Source organism: Streptomyces sp. NPDC056480, assembly GCF_042795405.1.
GTDB lineage: Bacteria > Actinomycetota > Actinomycetes > Streptomycetales > Streptomycetaceae > Streptomyces.
In genome coordinates this window covers 53,591-76,028 of the sequence record NZ_JBHTSA010000037.1, presented here as the reverse complement: position 1 = coordinate 76,028, position 22,438 = coordinate 53,591, and the positions used below count along the sequence as shown (strand labels likewise).

Below are 22,438 nucleotides of genomic sequence, written 5' to 3'. Positions count from 1 at the left end.
GCCCCCACCCACCGACCCGCAGACGCACGCGACGCCCGGCCGATGCCCGAAGCCCGGCGTGGACCCCGCCCCTGGACCGCCCTCCGAGAGTGTTTTCGCTCCTGGAGGTGGTGGGTCAAGGGTGGAGCGAAGCGGAATCGGCGAAGCCGACGCGACGAAGGAGCGCCCTTGACGCACCACCGGAAGGAGCGACTCTCGGAAAGAGGGCGGTCCCACCAGAAGCCCACTTGTCGGCCCCGCCGTTGCCGCCCTGCCTGCGTTTATGCGCCCGCAGGTCCAAGTTCCTTCGAAAGAAGGCCGGTTACCTGATTCGGGCCTCCTGGATGAGCCGCCCCGTTACTGTCGGCGTGAGCCGACATTGGGGGTGACCTCCTCGTGGTCAACATCCGCAGCCTTGATCCGTCCGCCTCACCGCTGGACTACTACGGATCCGAACTCCGCCGCCTGCGGGAGGCCGCCGGGCTCGGGCAGGGCCAGCTCGGCGGCATCGTCTTCTGTACGGGGTCCCTGATCGGCCAGATCGAGACGGCGAAGAAGGTCCCGACGCGGGACTTCTCGGAGCGGATCGACGCGGCGCTGATGACGGGCGGGTTCTTCACCCGCCTGGTGGGCCTGGTGCTGCGGAGCCAACTGCCGACCTGGTTCCAGCCGTTTGCCGAGATGGAGGCGAAGGCGGCGTACATCTCGACGTACCAGTCGCAGATGGTCTACGGCCTGCTTCAGACGGAGAAGTACGCTCGGGCGGTGCTGGCGACGGGGCTGCCTGACAAGCTCGAAGAGCTGGTGGCGGCGCGACTGGAGCGTCAGCGGATCCTGACTCGCGACCGTCCGCCGATGGTGTGGGTAATTCTCGACGAGGCGGCCCTGCTTCGTCCCATCGGATCGCCCCAGATCATGCGTGCGCAACTGGCCCACCTGCTCAGCTTCCGTGAGGAACGCTGGGTGCGGATCCAGGTGCTGCCGTTCGCGGCAGGGGAGCATGCGAGTCTGATCGGCTCCTTCAGTGCGTTGCGGTTCGACGACGATCCAGACGTTGTCTACACCGAGGACCTCATCTCCGGTCACATGACAGCCGACTTGGACACGCTGAGAGAAGCCGCTCTTCGTTACGCTCACTTGCAGGCGTCCGCCCTGTCCGTGGAGGATTCGGCGGAACTGATCATGCGCGTCATGGAGGAGCACTATGAGGACCGGATCGGGCATGACCAGCGTGGAGTGGCGTAAGTCCTCGTTCAGTGGCAACACCGGCGGCGAGTGCATCGAATGCGCCCCCCTCGGCCCCACCACCTGGCTCAAGTCCTCCCACAGCGGTTCCGACGGCGGCGAGTGCATCGAAGTCGCCCACCTCACCCCCCACATCGCCGTCCGCGACTCCAAGAACCCCGACGGCCCCCACTTCCGCGCCACCCCCGCCGCCTTCGCCATCTTCGTCGCCGCCGCCGCGCAGGGCCGGTTCTGACCCCGCCCGGCTTCACGGGCCGGTTCTGACCCCGCCCGACTCCACGGGCCGGTTCTGACCTCGTCCCCAACGACCGGCCTCACCCCCCGCTGACGATCTCCCGCGCCATCCCCACCAGCGCCCCCGTCGCCGGGTGCGGGAACGCGTCCCGCCATGCCAGTACCACCGGCAGCGGTGGGGCGTCCGGCAGTGGGCGGTACGTGACGCCCGGGTGCGGGTGCAGTGACGCCGTCGACGCGGACGAGACGCCGACGCCCCTGCCCGCCGCGATCGCCGCCAGCCAGTCGTCGGTGTTCGCCACCGTGACCGTCGCCGCCGGGCGCGCCGCCGCAGGCCAGAGCGTGAGGGTCGTCGTGCCCGAGACCGTGTTGAGTACGACGGTTCCGCCCGCCAGGTCGTTCAGGGTGAGCCGCGACCGTTCCGCGAGTGGGCTGTCGGCCGGCACGGCCGCGACGCGTTCCTCCGTCGTGAGCTCCTCCGTGACCAGGCCCGGCGCGTCGACCGGCCCCCGCAGCAGCGCCGCGTCCACCTCTCCCCGGGTCAGGCCGGCCGTGCGGTCGTCGATGCGGAGGAGTTCGAGCGGGGTCTCGGGGTGTTCGCGCTGCCAGCGGCGGAGCAGCGGCGTGGTGTACGGGCCGAAGGCCGACCACGCGTGCCCGAGGCGCAGGGGCCGGTGGCGCAGCCTGGCCGGGTCGACGGCGGCCTCGAAGGCGGCGAGGGCGGCCGCGGCCCGGTCCTGGAAGGCGCGGCCCTCGGCCGTGAGGGCGAGGTGGTGGGTGGAGCGGTCCACGAGCCGGGCCCCGAGGTGCTGTTCCAGGGCGGCGAGCGTGCGGGACACGGCGGGTTGGGTGAGGTGGAGCCGGGCTGCCGCCCTGGTGAGGCTGGATTCCTCGGCGATGGCGAGGAAGCAGCGGAGGTGCCGTAGCTCGATGCTCATGCGTCTGGAGCATAACCGCAGCACAATCGGCATTTCCGGCGCCGCGCGGGGACTCGTAGCGTGAGAGGGGAACTCCGGTGACAGTCGCCCTTCGGTGCATTATTCTGGACTGGAAGTTCAATGCAATGAACACTTGAGGAGCGGTCGGTGGACATCAGTCCGGTCAAGGAGGCGGGCCCGGTGGGGACCGCGGTCGGCCCCGAGGTGCCGGCCGCCCCCGCCGGCGGCGCCCAGGGCGGCCGCGGGCCCAAGGGGCTCGCGGGTCACCGTTTCGGGCCCGTCGCGCTCGTCGTCACGGGCGGGCTCTCCGTGCAGTTCGGCTCGGCTCTCGCCGTCCTCCTCATGCCGCGGGCCGGCGCTCTCGGCGTCGTCACCCTGCGGCTCGTGCTCGCCGCCGCCGTCCTGCTGATCGTCTGCCGCCCGAAGGTCCGCGGCTACGGCCGGGCGGACTGGGGCACGATCGTCGCCTTCGGTGCGGCGATGGCGGGCATGAACATCCTCTTCTACCAGGCGGCCGACCGGATCCCGCTGGGTGCCGCGGTGACCCTGGAGGTCCTCGGCCCGCTGATCCTCTCGGTGGTCGCCTCGCGGCGCCTGATGAACCTGCTCTGGGCGGGGCTCGCCCTCGGCGGCGTCGTCCTGCTCAGCGGCGGCGGCTTCGACCGTCTCGATCCGCTGGGTGCGGCCTTCGCGCTCGCGGCGGGCGCGATGTGGGCCACGTACATCGTCTTCAGCGCGCGGACCGGCCGTCGCTTCCCGCAGGCGGACGGGCTCGCGCTCGCGATGGCCTTCGGTGCCGTCCTCAGCCTGCCGCTGGGCATCGCGGAGGCGGGCGACAAGCTCCTCGTACCCTCGACGATCGGCCTCGGCCTCGCGGTCGCGCTGATGTCGTCCGTCCTGCCGTACACCCTGGAACTCCTCGCCCTGCGGCGTCTTCCCGCCCCGACCTTCGCCATCCTGATGAGCCTGGAACCGGCCATCGCGGCGACGGCCGGCTTCCTCATCCTCAGCCAGGCGCTGTCGTTGACCGACGCGCTCGCGATCGCGCTGGTGATCGCGGCGAGCATGGGTGCGGTCCGCACGCAGGTACGGGCGGCCGCGCGGGAGCGGGACAGGATCGCGGGCTAGATCCGGTCGCTCCTCGCGGGTCGCTGCGTCGCCCCCCCCCGAAGGTCGGTGCATCGCCCCCGCGCGGGTCGCTGCGTCGCCCCCCGCAGGTCGTTGCGTCGCCCCCGCGCGGGTCGTTGCGCAGCCCCCTCGCAGGTCGGTGCGTCGCTCCCGCGGGTCGCTGCGTCGCTCCCCGCGGGTCGGTGCCGCGAGCTTTCGCGATCATGTTCGGGTTCTAGGATCCGGGCATGATCGCTGAACTGCAGTGCCTCGTCCTGGACTGCCCGGCCCCCGCCGAACTCGCCGCCTTCTATCGCGCGGTGCTGGGTGGCGAGGTCGACCGCCCGGACCGCCGCTGGGCCCTCGGCGATGCCTGGTCCACCCTGCACACCCCCGGCGGTCTCGTCCTCTGCTTCCAGGGCGTCGCGGATCACCGCTCCCCGACCTGGCCGTCCTCCGAGCGCCCCCAGCAGTCCCATCTCGACTTCGGCGTCGCCGATCTGGACGCGGCGCACGATCAGGTCGTGGCGCTCGGCGCCCGGCTTCTCGACGGCGGCGACGGCAGGCGGAGCTGGCGGGTGTACGCCGACCTCGCCGGGCACCCGTTCTGCCTGGTCAGGCACTGACCTCTGACCCGATTCCGTTGATCCTTGGCCGTCCCGCTGTTTCGGGGTGTCACGGCTCCTCGGACGATGGAACCGTCGTCCGACACCACGAGGAGGGGAGCCGATCATGGCCCTGGAGATGCGAGACCGGTGCGAGCGGTGCGAGACGGCGGCATTGACGCCGGACGGGCCCGCGCGGATCTGTTCGTACGAGTGCAGCTTCTGCGTTCCGTGCGCCGACGCGATGGGCGACGTCTGTCCCAACTGCGGGGGCGAGCTGGTGGCGCGGCCCCGGCGGGTGGCCGGGTAGCGGCGCCGGAGGGGTGGGGAGGTGGCGGCCGGAGGGCTATGCACTGCATGTATACACCGTGCGTATAGTCGTGCGGTATGGCACCGTCCTCACCCACCCCGCTCGCCCCGCGGCTCCTCAAGGCCGTGATCGTCTCGCTGCTCGCCGTCGCCGCGTCGCACCTGATCCTGTCCGACACCCTGTACATGTTCTTCGCCGGCCAGGCCGCGGCGACGCTGGGCGCGGGGCCCGGCTACTCGTCGGACCAGGTGTTCACCGCCGCGATCATGAACACGGTCCTCCTCATGCCGCTGGTCCTGTGGATCGGCATGCGGGTCACCGGGGAGCGGAAGGTCGGCCCGATGGTCCTCGCGGGGACGGCCGCGTGGATCACCGCGGTGGGCCACGGCATCGACGCGATCGACGACGTCCCCTGGGTCCTCCTGCCGTGGCGTTCCCTGGTCCTCGTGGTCGCCGTCACGGCCCTGGCGTCGGCGATACGCAGGCGGCCGGGGGACTGAGGGCGGCTGGTGGGGGCGGTGGGGGCGGTGGGGGCTGCGTCATGTGGCCGGCCATCGGCCACGCCGCTCCGACTCCTGCGCGGAACGGTGTCGGCTCCGAAGGCCCGGCCCGCGCGCTCAGCGCTTCTGCGCCAATCAAAGCAAGCATGCTTGATTGTTTTCTGGTTCGCTGTCATGCTCCGGGGCACGCCGCCGTGTCCCGAGGGGAGCGCACCGTGTCCGACCCCGCTGTCGTCCTCGATGATCTGCGCGAGGAGAGCGAAGCACTCGACGTCCTTGTCGGCGAGTTGAGCGAGGAACGGTGGGCCGCCCCCACCCCCGCCCCCGGCTGGACCGTCGCCCATCAGGTCGCCCATCTCGCCTGGACCGACCGGGCCGCGCTCCTCGCCGTCACCGACGCCGACGGGTTCGCCGCCGAGGCCGCCAAGGCCCTCGCCGCCCCCGAGCGTTTCGTCGACGAGGGTGCCGAGGAGGGGGCGAAGCTGCCGCCCGGTGCGTTGCTCGCCCACTGGCGCGAGGGGCGCGAGCTGCTCCAGGAGGCCCTTCGCGGGGTTCCGGCCGGTGCGCGCTTTCCCTGGTACGGGCCGCCCATGAGCGCCCCCGCCATGGCCACCGCCCGGCTCATGGAGACCTGGGCGCACGGGCAGGACGTCGCCGACGCCCTCGGGGTCGTCCGTACGCCGACCGACCGCATCCGGCACGTCGCCTGGATCGGTCACCGGGCCCGGGGCTACGCCTATCTGGTGCGGGGTCTGCCCGTTCCCACCGAGCCCGTCCGGGTGGAACTCGTATCGCCGAGCGGGGAGTCGTGGGTCTACGGGCCCGAGGACGCCGCTCAGACCGTCACCGGGTCGGCCCTGGAGTTCTGTCTGCTCGTCACCCAGCGCGTGCACCGGGACGACACCTCGCTGGTCGCCGTCGGGCCGGACGCCGCGCAGTGGCTCACCATCGCCCAGGCCTTCGCCGGACCCGCGGGCCCGGGCCGGTCCGCCGAAGGAGCCCGGTGATGGTGCTCCGCATCGGCAACGCCTCCGGGTTCTACGGCGACCGGTTCGACGCCGTCCGCGAGATGCTCGTCGGCGGCGGGCCCGAGGGCGCGATCGACGTCCTCACCGGTGACTACCTCGCCGAGCTCACCATGCTCATCCTCGGCCGCGACCAGCTCAAGGACCCGGCCTCCGGGTACGCCAAGACGTTCCTGCGCCAGATGGAGGAGGGGCTCGGCCTCGCCCACGACCGGGGGATCCGGATCGTCGCCAACGCCGGCGGTCTCAACCCCGCCGGTCTCGCCGACGCCCTGCGCGTCCTCGCCGCCAAGCTCGGGCTGCCCACGCGGGTCGCGCACGTGGAGGGCGACCGGCTCCCGGCCGTCGACGGCGCGCTGGCCGCCAACGCCTATCTCGGCGGCGCCGGGATCGCCGCCTGCCTCGCCGCCGGCGCCGACGTCGTCGTCACCGGCCGGGTCACCGACGCCGCGCTCGTCACCGGGCCCGCGCAGTGGCACTTCGGCTGGGGGCCCGAGGAGTACGACAGGCTCGCGGGCGCGGTCGTCGCCGGGCACGTCCTCGAATGCGGCACCCAGGCCACCGGCGGGAACTACGCCTTCTTCCGCGAGCACGACCCGGCGCTCTTCCGCCGCCCCGGCTTCCCGCTCGCCGAACTCCACGAGGACGGCAGCGCCGTCATCACCAAGCACCCCGGCACCGGCGGCCTCGTCGACGTCGGCACCGTCACGGCCCAGCTCCTGTACGAGACGGCCGGCGCCCGTTATCCCGGGCCCGACGTCACCGCCCGCCTCGACAGCGTCCGGCTCACCCAGGAGGGTCCCGACCGGGTCCGGATCGACGGCGTACGGGGAGAGGAGCCGCCCCCGACGCTCAAGGTCGGGCTCAGCCGGCTCGGCGGCTTCCGCAACGAGATCGTGTTCGTCCTGACCGGCCTCGACATCGAGGAGAAGGCCGCACTGGTGCGGGGCCAGGTCGAGGACGCGCTCGCCGACCGCCGCCCCCGCGAGGTCCGTTGGGAGCTCGTCCGCACCGACCGGCCCGACGCCGGCACCGAGGAGACCGCCAGCGCCCTCCTGCGGCTCGTCGTCCGGGATCCCTCCCCCGAGGCCGTCGGCCGTGGCCTCACCGGCGCCGCCATCGAACTCGCCCTTGCCAGCTACCCGGGCTTCCATGTGACCGCGCCGCCCGGGAAGGGCGCCCCCTACGGGGTCTTCGAGAGCGCGTACGTACCGGCCGCCGACGTTCCGCACACGGCCGTGCTCCCGGACGGGACCCGCGCCCCCGTCCCCGTACCGCGGCGGACCCGGGAGCTCGCGCCCGTGCCCGAACCGGACCTTCCCGAGCCGCTCCCGCCGGGGCCCACCCGGCGCGTGCCCCTCGGCCGGATCGCCGGCGCCCGCAGCGGCGACAAGGGCGGCGACGCGAACGTCGGCGTCTGGGTGCGCACGGAGGAGGAGTGGCGGTGGCTCGCGCACGCCCTCACGGTCGAGCGGGTGCGTGAACTGCTTCCCGAGACGGCCGGCCTGGTGATCACCCGGCACGTTCTTCCCGGGCTCCGCGCGCTCAACTTCACCTTCGCCGGGATCCTCGGCGAGGGCGTCGCCTCCCAGGCCCGTTTCGACCCCCAGGCCAAGGCCCTCGGCGAGTGGCTCCGCTCCCGCGCAACAGACATCCCGGAGGGACTCCTGTGACCGTCCTCGCCTCCGCCCTCGACACCGGCGGATCCGACTACCGGGCCCACCGTGCCGCCATGCTCGACAAGCTCACCGCCCTGGAGACCGAGCACGCCAAGGCGCTCGCGGGCGGCGGGGAGAAGTACATCGCGCGGCACCGCAAGCGCGGAAAGATGCTCGCCCGCGAGCGGATCGAGCTGCTCGTCGACCCGGACACCCCCTTCCTGGAGCTGTCGCCGCTCGCGGCCTGGGGCAGCGACTACGCGGTCGGCGCGTCCCTGATCACCGGCATCGGGGTCGTCGAGGGCGTCGAGTGCCTGATCACCGCCAACGACCCGACCGTGCGCGGCGGCGCCTCCAACCCGTGGACGCTGAAGAAGGCGCTCCGGGCCAACGAGATCGCGTTCGCCAACCGCCTGCCGGTGATCTCGCTCGTCGAGTCCGGCGGCGCCGATCTCCCGTCCCAGAAGGAGATCTTCATCCCCGGCGGGGCGCTCTTCCGCGACCTCACCCGGCTCTCCGCCGCCGGCATCCCCACGATCGCGGTCGTCTTCGGCAACTCGACGGCCGGTGGCGCGTACGTCCCCGGCATGTCCGACCACGCCGTGATGATCAAGGAGCGGTCGAAGGTGTTCCTCGGCGGTCCGCCGCTGGTGAAGATGGCGACGGGGGAGGAGAGCGACGACGAGTCCCTCGGCGGCGCCGAGATGCACGCGCGGACGTCCGGGCTGGCCGACCACTACGCCGTCGACGAGGCCGACGCGCTCCGTCAGGCCCGCCGGATCGTGGCCCGGCTGAACCACCGCAAGGCCCAGCCCGACCCGGGCCTCGCGGAACCCCCGAAGTACGACGAGGACGAACTCCTCGGGATCGTGCCCGGGGACCTCAAGACCCCGTTCGATCCGCGCGAGGTGATCGCCCGGATCGTCGACGGTTCCGACTTCGACGAGTTCAAGCCGCTGTACGGGCCGAGTCTGGTCACGGGCTGGGCGAGCCTGCACGGCTATCCGGTCGGCGTCCTGGCCAACGCGCAGGGTGTCCTGTTCGGCCCGGAGTCGCAGAAGGCCGCGCAGTTCATCCAGCTCGCCAACCAGCGCGACATCCCGCTCGTCTTCCTCCACAACACCACCGGCTACATGGTCGGCAAGGAGTACGAGCAGGGCGGCATCATCAAGCACGGAGCGATGATGATCAACGCCGTGTCGAACTCCCGCGTGCCCCACCTGTCCGTCCTCATGGGGGCGAGCTACGGCGCCGGGCACTACGGCATGTGCGGCCGGGCGTACGACCCGCGCTTCCTCTTCGCCTGGCCCAGCGCCAAGTCCGCCGTCATGGGCCCGCAGCAGCTCGCCGGTGTCCTCTCCATCGTGGCGCGGGCGAGCGCCGTCGCGAAGGGGCAGCCGTACGACGAGGAGGCCGACGCCGGTCTCCGGGCGCTCGTCGAGGCGCAGATCGAGTCCGAGTCCCTGCCGATGTTCCTCTCCGGCCGGCTCTACGACGACGGGGTCATCGACCCCCGCGACACCCGCACGGTCCTCGGGCTGTGCCTCTCCGCGATCCACACGGCACCGGTCGAGGGCGCGCGCGGCGGCTTCGGCGTCTTCCGAATGTGAGGCCCTCCCCATGACCGAGCCCTCGATGATCACCTCCGTCCTCGTCGCGAACCGGGGCGAGATCGCCTGCCGCGTCTTCCGCACCTGCCGTGAGCTGGGTGTCTCGACGGTCGCCGTGTACTCCGACGCGGACGCCGACGCCCTGCACGTACGGGAGGCGGACACGGCGGTACGGCTGCCGGGGGCGGCGCCCTCGGAGACGTATCTCCGCGGCGACCTGGTGGTGAAGGCGGCCCTCGCCGCCGGCGCGGACGCCGTCCACCCCGGCTACGGCTTCCTCTCCGAGAACGCCGGCTTCGCCCGGCAGGTGATCGACGCCGGTCTGGTGTGGATCGGTCCGCCGCCGGAGGCGATCGAGGCGATGGCGTCCAAGACCCGCGCCAAGGAGCTCCTCGGCATCGCGCCCCTGACGGAGGTGACCGAGGCCGACCTGCCCGTCCTGGTGAAGGCGGCGGCGGGCGGCGGCGGCCGCGGGATGCGGGTCGTACGGGAACTCGGCCAGCTCGCGGGGGAGGTGGCGGCCGCCTCGGCCGAGGCGCTCAGTGCCTTCGGCGACGGCGAGGTGTTCGTCGAGCCCTACGTCGAGAACGGGCGGCACGTCGAGGTGCAGCTCCTCTGCGACGCCCACGGCACCGCCTGGGCGCTCGGCACCCGTGACTGCTCCCTCCAGCGGCGCCACCAGAAGGTCGTCGAGGAGGCGCCGGCGCCCGGTCTGCCCGCCGCGCTCGAAGCGTCCCTCCTGGACACGGCCGTCCGTGCGGCGAAGGCGGTCGGCTACGTCGGCGCGGGCACGGTCGAGTTCCTGGTGGCCGGTGGCCGAGCCCAGTTCCTGGAGATGAACACCCGTCTCCAGGTCGAACACCCCGTGACCGAGGAGGCGTTCGGGGTCGACCTCGTCGCGCTCCAGCTCGCCGTCGCCGAGGGCCGGGCCCTGCCGCCCGAGCCCCCGGCCCCGCGCGGCCACGCGATCGAGGCGCGCCTGTACGCGGAGGACCCGGCGCGCGCGTGGGCCCCGCAGACCGGTGTCCTGCACCTCTTCGAGCTGCCGGGGGAGGGCCGGACCCGCCTCGACACCGGGTACGCCTCCGGGGACACGATCGGAGTCCACTACGACCCGATGCTCGCCAAGGTGATCGTCCACGCCCCCACCCGCGCGGAGGCGATCCGCAAGCTGGCCCACGCCCTGGACCGGACGCGGATCCACGGCCCGGTCACCAACCGGGACCTGCTGGTCGCCTCCCTCCGGCACCCCGAGTTCGCGGACCCCGCGCTCCTGGGCACCGGCTTCTACGACCGGAACCTCGACGCGCTGACGGAGCCCCGGACCGGCGAGGAGTACGCGGCCGTCGCCGCGGCCCTCGCCGGGGCCGCCGCCCGCAGAAGCCGCTTCGGCGGGGGCTGGCGCAACCTGCGCTCCCAGGACGAGACGCGGACGTACGGCGATCACGAGGTGCGCTACAGGCCGGCGCGGGACGGCGGATTCGAGGTCACGGCCCCCGAGGGCGTACGGGTGGTCGCGGCGGACCCCGCCCGCGTGAGGCTCGAAGTCGGCGGAGTCGTAAGGGACTTCGGCGTCGCCGCGTACGGGGACGGCATCGTGCACGCCGGACCCCACCGGCTCGCCGTCCGACCCCGCTTCACCGACCCGCGCGAGCAGACCGCCCCCGGCTCCCTGCTCGCACCCATGCCCGGCACCGTCGTCCGGGTCGCGGACGGCCTCGCCGTCGGCGACCGCGTCACCGCCGGGCAGCCGCTCCTCTGGCTGGAGGCCATGAAGATGGAGCACCGCGTCATCGCCCCCGCCTCCGGCACGCTCACCGCGCTCCACGCCGCCCCCGGCCGTCAGGTCGAGGTAGGTGCCCTGCTCGCCGTCGTCTCGGACGACGCCACGACCGAAGCAGCACAGGAGGACCAGACCGTATGAGCACCATGATCGAAAGCGAAGAGCTCACCGCGCTCCGCGCCGCCGTCTCCGCGCTCGGCCACCGGCACGGCCCCGGCTTCGACCGGGCCACCCTGTGGGCGGAGGCCGGCAAGCTCGGCTATCTGGGGGTCAACCTGCCCGAGGAGTACGGCGGCGGGGGCGGCGGCATGGCCGAGCTGTCCATCGTCCTGGAGGAGGCCGGTGCGGCCGGCGCGCCGCTCCTGATGATGGTGGTCTCGCCCGCGATCTGCGGCACGGTCATCGCCCGCTTCGGCACGGAGGAGCAGAAGCGGGCCTGGCTTCCGGGTCTCGCGGACGGCTCGCGGACGATGGCGTTCGGCATCACGGAGCCCGACGCGGGCTCGAACTCGCACCGGATCACGACGACCGCGACCCGTACGGAGGAGGGCTGGGTCCTCAACGGGCGCAAGGTGTTCGTGTCGGGTGTCGACATCGCCGACGCGACGCTGATCGTGGGCCGTACCTCGGACGCCCGCACGGGCAGCCTCAAGCCCTGTCTCTTCATCGTCCCGCGCGACGCCCCCGGCTTCCAGCGGCGGCACATCGAGATGGAACTCGACGCGAACGAGAAGCAGTTCGAGCTGACGCTCGACGAGGTGCACCTGCCGGCCGACGCGCTCGTCGGCGACGAGGACGCGGGTCTGCTCCAGCTCTTCGCGGGCCTCAACCCGGAGCGGATCATGACGGCCGCGTTCGCGATCGGCATGGGCCGGTACGCGCTCGCGCAGGCCGTGAAGTACGCGAAGGAGCGCCAGGTCTGGAAGGCTCCGATCGGCGCCCACCAGGCCGTCGCGCACCCGCTCGCCCAGGCGCACATCGAGCTGGAACTGGCCCGCCTGATGATGGCGAAGGCCGCGCACCTCTACGACGCGGGCGACGACATGGGGGCCGGCGAGGCCGCCAACATGGCGAAGTACGCGGCGGCGGAGGCCTGTGTGAAGGCCGTCGACCAGGCGGTCCACACCCTCGGCGGCAACGGCCTGACCAAGGAGTTCGGCCTGGCCCGGCTGGTCACGGCCGCACGGGTGGCCCGGATCGCGCCGGTCAGCCGGGAGATGATCCTCAACTACGTGTCGCACCAGACGCTCGGGCTGCCCAAATCGTACTGACCCGGGCCGGGTTGACGCCCGGCCGGTGGCGGTGCGCCACCGGCCGGGGCGGATCCGGTGCTCAGTCCTCGTAGTCGCTGGTCGGGTGGCTGCCGTCCGTGAGGCCGACCTCGTCGATCCACCGGCGGACCGCCTCGCCGAAGTCCACCCGGCCGACCTCGTGGTGGGCTGCCACGAAGCGTCGGGCCGGCGGCTTGTCCTTCCAGTAGCGCTCGTCGAGCTTCGCCTTGCGGAGGAAGATCTCGCAGCCGACGGCGTTGGTGTGGAAGTGCAGTTCCAGCTTCTCCGGGCGGTCCTGCCCGGAGCGCTCGTCGACGAGCAGGAGCCCCTGCGCCCGGTAGACGTGGTACTCGGTGCGGGGGATGTTCCCGCTGTGGATGCGCGAGGTCCGGAGGGCGTATCCCTCGGCGGCGAAGGCGTCGAGGACGGCCTCGTGCAGCGGCAGCGCGCCGATGTACACGGGGTCGTCGTCCGTCTGGGCCTTGACGCCCTCGGCTTCGACCTCGGTGTGGATGCCCAGGTGGACCCCGAGCTTCTGCCCCTTCACCTCGGTCAGCGGGGTCTCCCACTTGAGCCGGTGACGGATCGGGAGCCGCTTCTCCGCGCCCTTCTCCAGGGTGAAGTGGCCGCTCACCGAGGGGTAGTCGAAGGTGTCGCCGCCGGATCCGTCGCCGTCGCCCTTGTGGGCCACCGGAGCGTCGGTCACCAGCCTCAGCCAGATCGACTTCACCTCGATGCGGCGGTCGGGCGCGCGCAGGATCAGTTCCCCGGTCAGGAGGCCGCCCGGCAGTGCCGGCTCGGACTGCACGACGGTGTCGATTTCGAGCGGTATGCCGCCCATGCCAAGAAGGCGCTTGAAGACCATGAGCGCAGGCTAACCGGCTGATGACCTTGAAGGGAGCGGAAGTTCTGGCTCCGGAACGGCCCCGTTCCGGCGCGGCGCGAGCCGATGCCGATCACGTCTCGTATTCCGTAGGAAGGGCTACCGGTTGTGAACAACCTGTGTACGATCCGTGCACCTCGCACACGCTCACAGCCCCCGGGAGCCGCACGTGTACCCGTCTCCGCCGCCGTTCCAGCCCGCTCCCGCCCCGCTGCCCGCCCGGCGCTGGTGGCAGCACCCCGTGCTGATCATCTGCCTTCTGGTCCTCCTCCCGCCGGCGGGCATAGCCCTGACCTGGACGAGCCGTTGGAGCCGGAACAAGAAGGTCGCCGCGACCGTCCTCGGCGCCCTGTGGCTCCTGCTGCTGCTCCTCAGCGACCCGCCGGAGGAGGAGAAGGGCGACGCGAAGGGCGCGGCGAAGCCGACGGCGACGGCCACCGCGACCCCCACTCCGACTCCCACCCCGACCCCCACTCCGTCGAAGACGGAGGCGGCCCCGGCGATGCCCTCGCTCGTCGGCGGGATGTACGCCGACTCCGAGCGGTTCCTCACCGCCAACCTGGGGCGTTCCTACGCCGCCTACAAGGACGTCGAGCTGCCCGCCGACCACGCCCGCTGGACCGTCTGCTTCCAGCGCCCGGACGCCGGCGCGCCGGTCTCGTCGGCGGTGCCGGTGGTGTACCTGACGGCGCCGGGCGTCCCGTGCCCGAAGTCGCCCGACGAGGTGCTGCGCAAGCCCACCCCGACGCCCGAGCCCCAGCCGGCCACCCCGAAGCCGACGCGCACCCAGGCGCCCGTGCCCACCCAGGAGCCCACGCCCGCGCCCACCGAGGACGCCGGTGACGACGCGTCCTCCGGCGGCGGCAGCGTCTACTACCGCAACTGCACGGCCGTCCGCGCCGCCGGCGCCGCCCCCATCCACGCGGGCGAGCCGGGCTACGGCCGCCACCTCGACCGCGACGGCGACGGGGTGGCCTGCGAGGGCTGACACCCCGGACGGCCGCCGCACGGCCCGTCCCCGCGCGCGACGCACGGCCCGTCCCCGCTCACGGGGGCGGGCCGTCGTCCGTCCCAGAAATCATGCATGCATGCTTGATTGTTTCCCCGGAGTGCTGACAAGGTCTCCCCAAGTCGTACCCCCACACGCGATCCTGGCGACCACCTTCCACCACTCCCACCTCTCCAGGGGGCTTGCATGGTGTTCCACAGCGAGTACGAGGCCGTCCCGACCGTCTCCCTGCCGATCCACGACGCGGTGCTCGGCCGCGCGGCCGAACGGGGCGACGCCCCCGCGCTGATCGACGGGGCGGGGGAGCTCACCCTCACGTACGGACAGGTCGACGCCTTCCATCGGCGGGTCGCCGCCGGACTCGCCGAGGCCGGCGTGCGGAAGGGGGACGTGCTCGCGCTGCACAGCCCCAACACCGTGCTCTTCCCCGTCGCCTTCTACGCGGCCACGCGCGCGGGTGCCTCCGTCACCACCGTGCATCCGCTGGCCACCCCCGAGGAGTTCGCCAAGCAGCTCCGCGACTCCGCGGCCCGCTGGATCGTCACCGTCTCCCCGCTGCTCCCCGCCGCCCGCGCCGCCGCCGAACTCGCCGGCGGCGTACGGGAGATCTTCGTCTGCGACCAGCCGCCGCAAGGCCCCGAGGGCGAGGGCGTGCGCTCGCTGCAGGCGTTCCTCGGGTCCACCGGCCCCGTGCCCGAGACCGACGTCGACCCCGACGAGGACGTCGCCGCGCTCCCGTACTCCTCCGGCACCACCGGTGTCCCCAAGGGCGTGATGCTCACCCACGCCTCGATCGCCACGAACCTCGCCCAGCTGGAGCCGGTCATCCCGATGGGGCCCGGCGACCGGATCCTGGCGATCCTCCCCTTCTTCCACATCTACGGGCTCACCGCCCTCATGAACGCGCCCCTGCGCCAGGGCGCCACCGTCGTCGTCCTGCCCCGCTTCGAACTCGACACCTTCCTCGGTGCCATCCAGAAGCACCGCATCAACGGCCTCTACGTCGCCCCGCCGATCGTGCTCGCCCTCGCCAAGCACCCGGCCGTCGCCGACTACGACCTGTCGTCCCTCGAGTACATCGTCAGCGCCGCCGCCCCGCTCGACGCGGCCCTCGCCCAGGCCTGTTCGGCGCGGCTCGGACTGCCGCCGGTCCTCCAGGCGTACGGCATGACGGAGCTGTCCCCGGGCACCCACGTCGTCCCGCTCGACGCCCAGGACCCTCCGCCCGGCACCGTCGGCAAGCTGCTGCCCTCCACCGAGATGCGGATCCTGTCCCTCGACGACCCGTCGAAGGACGCGGCGCCCGGCGAGGAGGGCGAGGTCGCCATCCGGGGACCGCAGGTCATGAAGGGCTACCTCGGCAGGCCCGACGCCACCGCCGCCATGATCGACGCCGACGGCTGGGTGCACACCGGCGACATCGGCCGGGTCGACGACGAGGGCTGGCTGTACGTCGTCGACCGCGTCAAGGAACTCATCAAGTACAAGGGCTTCCAGGTCGCCCCCGCCGAACTCGAGGCGCTGCTCCTCACCCACGAGGGCGTCGCCGACGCCGCCGTCATCGGCGTCACGGACGCGGACGGCACCGAGATCCCCAAGGCCTACGTCGTACGCCAGGCCGCCGCGCCCGGCCTCACCGCCCAGGACGTCATGGCGCACGTCGCCGCCCGGGTCTCCCCGTACAAGAAGGTCCGCGAGGTCGAGTTCATCGACGCGGTGCCCCGGGCAGCGTCCGGGAAGATCCTCCGCCGAGAGCTCCGCGACCGGGACAGGGAAGACCGTGACCTCCGTGACCGAGAGCTCCGAGACCGAGAGTTGAGGGACCGTACATGACCCTGGTCGTCGTCACCGAGGAGCGGGGGATCACCACCCTCGCCCTCGACTCCCCGGCCACCCGCAACGCGCTCTCCGCCGCGCTCGTCGCCGAACTGGCCGACGCGCTCACCGTCTGCGGCAAGGACCCCGCGGTCCGGGCGGTGGTGCTCACCCACACCGGCAGCACGTTCAGCGCGGGCGCCGACCTCAAGGCGCCGCCGAGCCCGTACGCCTTCGTGGACCTGCTCCGGCAGATCGTCGAGCTGCCGAAACCGGTCGTCGCCCACGTCACCGCGGGCAGCCGCACCCGGGCCGGCGGCCTCGGCCTGCTCGGCGCCGCCGACATCGTCGTCGCGGGGGAGGGAGCCGACTTCGCGCTCACGGAGGTACGGATCGGGGTCGCCCCGGCCGTCATCTCCCTCACCCTGCTCCCGAAGCTCGAGCCGCGCGCGGCGGCCCGCCACTACCTGACGGGTGAGCGGTTCGGGGTGCCCGAGGCGATCGCCATGGGGCTCGTGACGGACCGGGAGGACGCCCTGCCCGGCCTCCTCGACTCCCTCCGCGCCGCCTCCCCGCAGGGCCTGCGCGAGGCGAAGCGGCTGGTCACCGCTAGAGTCCTGGAGACCTTCGAACGAGACGCGGAGGACCTGGTGCAGAGGTCGGCCACGCTCTTCGCCTCCGCCGAGGCGCGCGAGGGGATGACGGCCTTCCTCGAACGACGGGACCCCGCATGGCGGCTGTGACCGCACCCAAGCAGGACAGGAGCCGCGCCACCCGGCAGCGGCTCCTGGAGGCGGCCGTGTCCTGCCTGGCCGAACACGGCTGGGCGGGCTCCACGGTCGCCGTCGTCGCGGAACGGGCCGGCGTCTCCCGGGGCGCCGCCCAGCACCACTTCCCGACCCGCGAGGACCTCTTCACGGCCGCCGTCGAGTACGTCGCCGAGGAGCGTTCCCAGGCACTGCGGACCCTGCCCTCCCGCGACCGTCACGAGGCCGTCGCCGCGCTCGTCGACCTCTTCACCGGCCCCCTCTTCCGGGCCGCCCTCCACCTGTGGGTCGCCGCCTCCGGCGAGGAGCAGCTCCGCGCGCGCGTGACCGAGCTGGAGGCCCGCGTCGGCCGCGAGTCGCACCGCATGGCCGTCGAGGTGCTGGGCGCCGACGAGTCCCGCCCCGGCGTCCGCGAAACCGTCCAGGGCTTCCTGGACATGGCCCGCGGCCTCGGCCTCGCGACCCTCCTCACCGACGACCGCGCCCGCCGTGAACGCGTCGTCGCCCAGTGGGCCCTGCTGCTGGACGAGGCGCTGGCGTGAAGGCGTAGGGAGACGAGGCACCGGCCCCCGGGAGACGGCGCCGACGTGGGGATTCGGGCCCACCCGAAACGCTGCCGTAAAGATTCGAGCCCATCCGAGGCCCCCACCTGGGGATCCTCCTCCCCAAGCCCGTCATGGCCGCAAGTCCTCCCGTGCGACGTGACCCGCGCCACAGTCCAACCACCCCCACCGCAGTACTCTGGTCGCATGCCTACGCTCGTACGCCGTCGCCACGTGGACTTCCTCCGCGTCACGTCCATGAGCTGTCGCCGCTCCGCATGACCCCAAGGGGCACCACCAGCGCCCCCCACCGGGTCCCTCGTTCAGAGCCCAAGCCGACCGGCACCCGTGGCCCCCGCCCCACCCTCGGCGGCCGCCCCGGGCACCCGTAGACCCCGCGGACGCACACATGACTCGCAGCTCGTACTCCTCGCAGCTCCCCATCGTCGACCTCTCCGCCGCAGACCGTGACCCCCAGGCCCGGCGCCTGCTGCACGCCCAGCTCCACTCGGCCGCGCACGACGTCGGGTTCTTCCAGCTGATCGGGCACGGAGTGACCGAGGCCGAGACGCGGGCCCTGACCTCCGCGATGCACGCCTTCTTCGCCCTGCCCGAGGCCGACCGGCTCGCCCTCGACAACATCAACTCGCCGCACTTCCGCGGCTACACCCGCATCGGCGACGAGCGGACCGCCGGCGCGCGCGACTGGCGCGACCAGCTCGACATCGGCGCCGAGCGCCCCGCGCGGACCCCCGCGCCCTGGGAAGCCCCGTACTGGTGGCTCGAAGGCCCCAACCAGTGGCCCGAAGCCCTCCCTGAGCTGCGGACCGCCGCCCTGCACTGGATCGAGCGGCTCAGCGGGGTCGCCGAGCGGCTGCTGCACGAGCTGCTCGCCTCGATCGGCGCCTCCGAGGACTTCTACGACGACATCTTCGGGCCGCGCGCCCACCCGCACCTCAAGCTGGTGCGCTACCCGGGCAGCAGCGGCGAGGGCGACGACCAGGGCGTCGGCGCGCACAAGGACTACGGCTTCCTCACCCTGCTTCTCCAGGACCACGTGGGAGGGCTCCAAGTCCAGAGGGAGGACGGGAACTTCCACGACGTGCCGCCGCTGCCGGGCGCGTTCGTCGTGAACCTCGGGGAGCTCCTCGAAGTGGCGACCAACGGCTATCTGATCGCCACCAACCACCGGGTCGTCTCGCCGCCCGGGGCGACGGAGCGCTACTCGGTGCCGTTCTTCTACAACCCGCGGCTCGACGCTCGGATCAACCCGCTGACCTTCCCGTACGCGGAGACCGCGCCCGGCGTCACGGCCGACCCGGCGAACCCGCTGTTCGCCGAGTACGGCCGCAACGAGCTGAAGGGCAAGCTGCGGGCCCACCCGCTGACGACGGCCCGCCACCACGCGGACCTGCTGCTCCACCCGGAGACGCAGCCGGCCCTGTCGTCCTAGCCGCGTACGGCGTCCTCGCCGGGTACGGCGTCCTCGCCGGGTACGGCGTCCTCGCCGGGTACGGCGTCCCGTCGTCCCCGGCGAGTTCTCATGCGACGTCCGTACGGCGACGGCCCTGACTGTGCGGGTCGGGCCGTCGCCGTACGGACGGGAATCGGGTACTCAGCCCGCGATGTCCGCGTAACCCTCGATCTCGCGCGGGTTGCGCTGCCCCGGCCCCGTGTAGCGGGCCGACGGACGCACGAGCCGGCCCGTGCGCTTCTGCTCCAGGATGTGCGCCGACCAGCCGGCCGTACGCGCGCACGTGAACATCGACGTGAACATGTGCGCCGGGACCTCGGCGAAGTCCAGGACGATGGCCGCCCAGAACTCGACGTTCGTCGCCAGGACGCGGTCCGGGCGGCGGTTGTGCAGCTCCTCCAGGGCGGCCTTCTCCAGCGCGGCGGCCACCTCGTAGCGCGGGGCGTCCAGCTCCTTGGCCGTCCGGCGCAGCACGCGCGCGCGGGGGTCCTCGGCGCGGTAGACGCGGTGGCCGAAGCCCATGAGGCGCTCGCCCTTGTCGAGGGCCTGCTTCACATAGGCGGTGGCGTCGCCGGTCCGCTCGATCTCCTCGATCATGCCGAGGACGCGGGAGGGCGCGCCGCCGTGCAGCGGGCCCGACATGGCGCCGACGGCGCCGGAGAGCGAGGCGGCCACGTCGGCGCCGGTGGAGGCGATGACGCGGGCGGTGAACGTCGAGGCGTTCATGCCGTGCTCGGCGGCGGAGGTCCAGTAGGCGTCGACGGCCTTGACGTGCTTCGGGTCGGGCTCGCCGCGCCAGCGGATCATGAAGCGCTCGACGACGGACTCGGCCTTGTCGATCTCGCTCTGCGGGACCATGGGGAGCCCCTGGCCGCGGGCGGACTGGGCGACGTACGAGAGCGCCATGACGGCGGCGCGGGCGAGGTCGTCGCGGGCCTGCTCGGCGGAGATGTCGAGGAGCGGTTTGAGGCCCCACACGGGCGCGAGCATCGCGAGGGCGGACTGCACGTCGACGCGGATGTCGCCGGAGTGCACGGGGATCGGGAACGGCTCGGCGGCCGGCAGGCCGGGGTTGAACGCGCCGTCGACGAGAAGACCCCAGACGTTGCCGAACGAGACGTGGCCGACCAGGTCCTCGATGTCGACGCCGCGGTACCGGAGGGCGCCGCCTTCCTTGTCGGGTTCGGCGATCTCCGTCTCGAACGCGACGACTCCCTCGAGCCCGGGTACGAAGTCGGACATCAGGCGGCTCCTCTATCGATGATCGATCAACCGAATGGTGGTCGATGGTGGGGATTCAACAGTCGTCCAGCCCAAGAGTCTGTACGGTTCCGATGATGCGGGGAAGCGTGACATCCGGCACACTCCGCCGATCCGGCGAGTAAGGATTGGCGGCACGCGGTGCCGGGCAAACTGAGGCGCTGCGGCAGGATGGCCCCGTGACCGATCCTGTGAACGACGCCCTGGATCCCGCGGACATGCGCGAGCAGTACCGCACCACAGAGCTGTCGGCCGCCGACCTCGCCCCCGAACCGATCGCGCAGTTCACCCGCTGGTTCAAGGAGACCGCCGAGAATCCGGCGATCCACGAGCCGAACGCGATGATCGTCTCCACGGCGACCCCCGACGGCCGCCCGTCCTCGCGCACGGTGCTCCTGAAGCACTACGACCAGGCCGGCTTCGTCTTCTTCACCAACTACGACTCCCGCAAGGGCGCGGAGCTGGCGGCCAATCCGTACGCCTCGCTGCTCTTCCCCTGGCACCCGCTGGCCCGCCAGGTCATCGTCACGGGCCGCGCCGAGCGCATCGGCCGCGACGAGACGGTCGCCTACTTCCGCACCCGTCCGCACGGCTCCCAGCTGGGCGCCTGGGCGAGCCGGCAGTCCTCGGTGATCGCCTCCCGCGCGGAACTCCTCGCCCGGTACGGGGAGCTCGCCGCCCGCTACCCCGGCGACACGCAGGTGCCGGTCCCGCCGGAGTGGGGCGGCATCCGGGTCGTGCCGGACGCGGTCGAGTTCTGGCAGGGGCACGAGAACCGGCTCCACGACCGGCTGCGGTACGTCCGCGAGGGCGAGCCGTGGCGGGTGGAGCGGCTGGCGCCCTGACCGGCGCACATGCCGCCGGCCTACCCGCTCCGGCAGTTCTCCGGCAGCCGCCCACGGACCCGCGGCGCCCCCGTATCGGAATGCGTTTCCGCGATGCAACGATTTCGGTGAAGGTGATGTGCTCTGCGTCACGTTCCAGTTGAATGGCGGCAGCATGGGGGGTGCCGGGATGAGTGCTTTCACGGGGTCCGCGAGCGCGACCGCTTCCGTTCCCGGGGCGGGGGCCGATCTGCTGGCCGCGCTGCTCGACGGGATGGACGCGGCGCTCTGCGCGTTCGACGCCGACGGGACGGTCACACACTGGAACCGCGAGGCCGAGCGGATCCTCGGCTGGTCCGCGGCCGAGGCGGTCGGGCGGCGCGGGTTCGAGGGCTGGGCGGCGCGCAGCGCCGACGCCGAGGAGACCCTGCAGCGGCTGATGGGGGCCATGAAGGGCCCCGGCCGGCAGGTCCACGAGCTGGCGCTGCTCCGCAAGGACGGCGGCCGGGTGCTCGTCCGCAGCCAGGCCGCCGGCGTACGAGGGGCGGACGGCGGTCCTGCGGGGGTGTACTGCGCGTTCAGCGAGGTCCACGTCCAGCTCGACCTGGAGCGGTCGGTGGCGCTCAGCGAGGCGCTGTTCGAGGACGCGTCCTGGGGCGTCGTCCTCGTCGACGCCGACCTGCGCCCCGCCATGGTCAACGGCCACGCCGCCCGCGCCTTCGGAACCGGGCGTACGGCCCTGCTCGGGCGCCCGCTGGGCGATGTCGTCGTGCACGGCGCGGAGGAGCTGGAGGCCGCCCTCCAGCACGTCCTGGCGGAGGGCACGCCGCCGGCGCCCGCCGAGGTGTGGGTGACGCTGCGGACGTCCACCGGGGAGCGGCGCCGGTGCTGGCGCAGCGGCTTCCTGCTGCTGTCCTCGCCGATGGCCGAGGAGCCGGTGCCGCTGGGCGTGGCGTGGCTGTTCCAGGACGTGACGGAGGAGCGGCTCGCGGCCCGGGAGGCGGACCGGCTGCGGTTCCGGTGGAGCCAGCTGCACCGGGCCGGCGCGGCGGCGGCGGAGTGCGAGGACCCGGCGGAGGCGGCGGCGGTGCTGCTCGACTTCGCGCTCGCCGGGTTCGCGGACCACGCCCTGGTCGACCGGGTCGCGGGTGAGCGGCGGCTGACCCGGGCCCTGGCGACCCCGGCGGGCGCGCCCGGCCCGGCGTCGCCGGTGGTGGGCGGCGGCATCCCGCTGCGGTACGGCCCGAGGCACCCGGCGCTGCAGGCCTGGGACCGGGTGGGCACGGTCCGCGCGAGCGCGGGCCGCACGGCCGAGGTGTGGGCGGAGGCCCACCAGTGGCCCGCCGACGCGGCCCACGCGGTCTGTGTGACGCTGCGCTCCCGGGGCCGGACGCTGGGCGTGGTGACGTTCCTGCGGGCCGCGTGCCGGCAGCCGTTCGAGCGGGAGGACGTGGTCTTCGCGGAGGCGGTGGCGTCGAGGGTGGCGGCGGCGCTGGACCTGGGCGAGCGGGCGGACACCCTCTAGAAGCGCCTCGTCGCCCGCCGTTCCTGCTGCCGGCCGGGAAGGCCTCGTGCCGGCAGCGGCGAGGCCTGGTGCCG

Annotated in this window: 21 protein-coding genes; 18 read left to right on the top strand and 3 right to left on the bottom strand. The window is 72.9% G+C overall.

What is annotated here, in order from left to right:
• Positions 1 to 375 precede the first annotated feature (375 nt).
• Positions 376 to 1,224 (top strand): DUF5753 domain-containing protein, encoded by an 849-nt coding sequence (locus tag ACFQ79_RS18695; protein WP_383584692.1) that lies wholly within the window; start codon positions 376 to 378, stop codon positions 1,222 to 1,224.
• Positions 1,202 to 1,459: a DUF397 domain-containing protein gene (locus ACFQ79_RS18690; protein WP_383584690.1), complete on the top strand. Its 258-nt coding sequence runs from the start codon at positions 1,202 to 1,204 to the stop codon at positions 1,457 to 1,459. Before ACFQ79_RS18695 ends, ACFQ79_RS18690 begins: the two co-directional genes overlap by 23 nt.
• A 79-nt stretch (positions 1,460 to 1,538) precedes the next feature.
• Here the strand turns inward: ACFQ79_RS18690 and ACFQ79_RS18685 are convergent, their stop codons facing one another.
• A complete protein-coding gene (locus ACFQ79_RS18685) occupies positions 1,539 to 2,396 on the bottom strand; it encodes a LysR family transcriptional regulator (protein WP_383584687.1) in 858 nt (285 codons plus the stop codon).
• A 180-nt stretch (positions 2,397 to 2,576) separates the two neighbouring features.
• Between ACFQ79_RS18685 and ACFQ79_RS18680 the strand changes: the two genes are divergently transcribed.
• From ACFQ79_RS18680 to ACFQ79_RS18640, 9 genes are all read left to right on the top strand, one after another.
• A complete protein-coding gene (locus ACFQ79_RS18680) occupies positions 2,577 to 3,524 on the top strand; it encodes a DMT family transporter (RefSeq protein ID WP_383584700.1) in 948 nt (315 codons plus the stop codon).
• Between the two features lie 227 nt (positions 3,525 to 3,751).
• Complete coding sequence (locus ACFQ79_RS18675) at positions 3,752 to 4,129, top strand: VOC family protein (RefSeq protein WP_383584685.1); 378 nt, start codon at positions 3,752 to 3,754, stop codon at positions 4,127 to 4,129.
• Positions 4,130 to 4,235: 106 nt separating this feature from the next.
• Complete coding sequence (locus ACFQ79_RS18670; protein ID WP_383584683.1) at positions 4,236 to 4,418, top strand: DUF1272 domain-containing protein; 183 nt, start codon at positions 4,236 to 4,238, stop codon at positions 4,416 to 4,418.
• Positions 4,419 to 4,495: 77 nt separating this feature from the next.
• A complete protein-coding gene (locus ACFQ79_RS18665; protein WP_383584681.1) occupies positions 4,496 to 4,918 on the top strand; it encodes a hypothetical protein in 423 nt (140 codons plus the stop codon).
• Positions 4,919 to 5,133: 215 nt separating this feature from the next.
• Complete coding sequence (locus ACFQ79_RS18660; RefSeq protein WP_383584679.1) at positions 5,134 to 5,925, top strand: TIGR03084 family metal-binding protein; 792 nt, start codon at positions 5,134 to 5,136, stop codon at positions 5,923 to 5,925.
• A complete protein-coding gene (locus ACFQ79_RS18655) occupies positions 5,925 to 7,616 on the top strand; it encodes an acyclic terpene utilization AtuA family protein (protein ID WP_383584677.1) in 1,692 nt (563 codons plus the stop codon). The genes ACFQ79_RS18660 and ACFQ79_RS18655 overlap by 1 nt, the downstream gene beginning before the upstream one ends.
• A complete protein-coding gene (locus ACFQ79_RS18650) occupies positions 7,613 to 9,211 on the top strand; it encodes an acyl-CoA carboxylase subunit beta (RefSeq protein WP_383584675.1) in 1,599 nt (532 codons plus the stop codon). The genes ACFQ79_RS18655 and ACFQ79_RS18650 overlap by 4 nt, the downstream gene beginning before the upstream one ends.
• 25 nt (positions 9,212 to 9,236) lie before the next feature.
• Positions 9,237 to 11,135, top strand: coding sequence for a biotin carboxylase N-terminal domain-containing protein (locus tag ACFQ79_RS18645; protein WP_383584698.1), 1,899 nt, complete (start codon positions 9,237 to 9,239; stop codon positions 11,133 to 11,135).
• Positions 11,132 to 12,265, top strand: coding sequence for an acyl-CoA dehydrogenase family protein (locus ACFQ79_RS18640; RefSeq protein ID WP_383584673.1), 1,134 nt, complete (start codon positions 11,132 to 11,134; stop codon positions 12,263 to 12,265). Before ACFQ79_RS18645 ends, ACFQ79_RS18640 begins: the two co-directional genes overlap by 4 nt.
• A gap of 61 nt (positions 12,266 to 12,326) precedes the next feature.
• Here ACFQ79_RS18640 and ACFQ79_RS18635 read toward each other — a convergent pair whose 3' ends face one another.
• Positions 12,327 to 13,130 (bottom strand): sporulation protein, encoded by an 804-nt coding sequence (locus ACFQ79_RS18635; protein WP_383584671.1) that lies wholly within the window; start codon positions 13,128 to 13,130, stop codon positions 12,327 to 12,329.
• 187 nt (positions 13,131 to 13,317) lie between these two features.
• Between ACFQ79_RS18635 and ACFQ79_RS18630 the strand changes: the two genes are divergently transcribed.
• From ACFQ79_RS18630 to ACFQ79_RS18610, 5 genes are all read left to right on the top strand, one after another.
• Positions 13,318 to 14,136, top strand: a complete 819-nt coding sequence (locus ACFQ79_RS18630) for an excalibur calcium-binding domain-containing protein (protein ID WP_383584669.1) — start codon at positions 13,318 to 13,320, stop codon at positions 14,134 to 14,136.
• Between the two features lie 207 nt (positions 14,137 to 14,343).
• Complete coding sequence (locus ACFQ79_RS18625; protein ID WP_383584667.1) at positions 14,344 to 15,990, top strand: AMP-binding protein; 1,647 nt, start codon at positions 14,344 to 14,346, stop codon at positions 15,988 to 15,990.
• Positions 15,987 to 16,715, top strand: a complete 729-nt coding sequence (locus ACFQ79_RS18620) for an enoyl-CoA hydratase family protein (protein ID WP_383584665.1) — start codon at positions 15,987 to 15,989, stop codon at positions 16,713 to 16,715. The genes ACFQ79_RS18625 and ACFQ79_RS18620 overlap by 4 nt, the downstream gene beginning before the upstream one ends.
• A complete protein-coding gene (locus ACFQ79_RS18615; protein ID WP_073911226.1) occupies positions 16,703 to 17,281 on the top strand; it encodes a TetR/AcrR family transcriptional regulator in 579 nt (192 codons plus the stop codon). The genes ACFQ79_RS18620 and ACFQ79_RS18615 overlap by 13 nt, the downstream gene beginning before the upstream one ends.
• Before the next feature lie 409 nt (positions 17,282 to 17,690).
• Entirely contained in the window at positions 17,691 to 18,734 is a 1,044-nt protein-coding gene (locus ACFQ79_RS18610) for an isopenicillin N synthase family dioxygenase (RefSeq protein WP_383584663.1), read from the top strand.
• Between the two features lie 162 nt (positions 18,735 to 18,896).
• Here the strand turns inward: ACFQ79_RS18610 and ACFQ79_RS18605 are convergent, their stop codons facing one another.
• A complete protein-coding gene (locus ACFQ79_RS18605) occupies positions 18,897 to 19,997 on the bottom strand; it encodes a citrate synthase 2 (RefSeq protein WP_209496233.1) in 1,101 nt (366 codons plus the stop codon).
• A gap of 236 nt (positions 19,998 to 20,233) precedes the next feature.
• Here ACFQ79_RS18605 and pdxH point away from each other — a divergent pair, with 236 nt between their 5' ends.
• Both pdxH and ACFQ79_RS18595 read left to right on the top strand, forming a co-directional pair.
• On the top strand, positions 20,234 to 20,860 hold the full coding sequence (pdxH, locus tag ACFQ79_RS18600; RefSeq protein WP_383584696.1) for a pyridoxamine 5'-phosphate oxidase: 627 nt from the start codon (positions 20,234 to 20,236) through the stop codon (positions 20,858 to 20,860).
• 169 nt (positions 20,861 to 21,029) lie between these two features.
• Complete coding sequence (locus tag ACFQ79_RS18595; protein ID WP_383584661.1) at positions 21,030 to 22,364, top strand: PAS domain-containing protein; 1,335 nt, start codon at positions 21,030 to 21,032, stop codon at positions 22,362 to 22,364.
• Positions 22,365 to 22,438 lie beyond the last annotated feature (74 nt).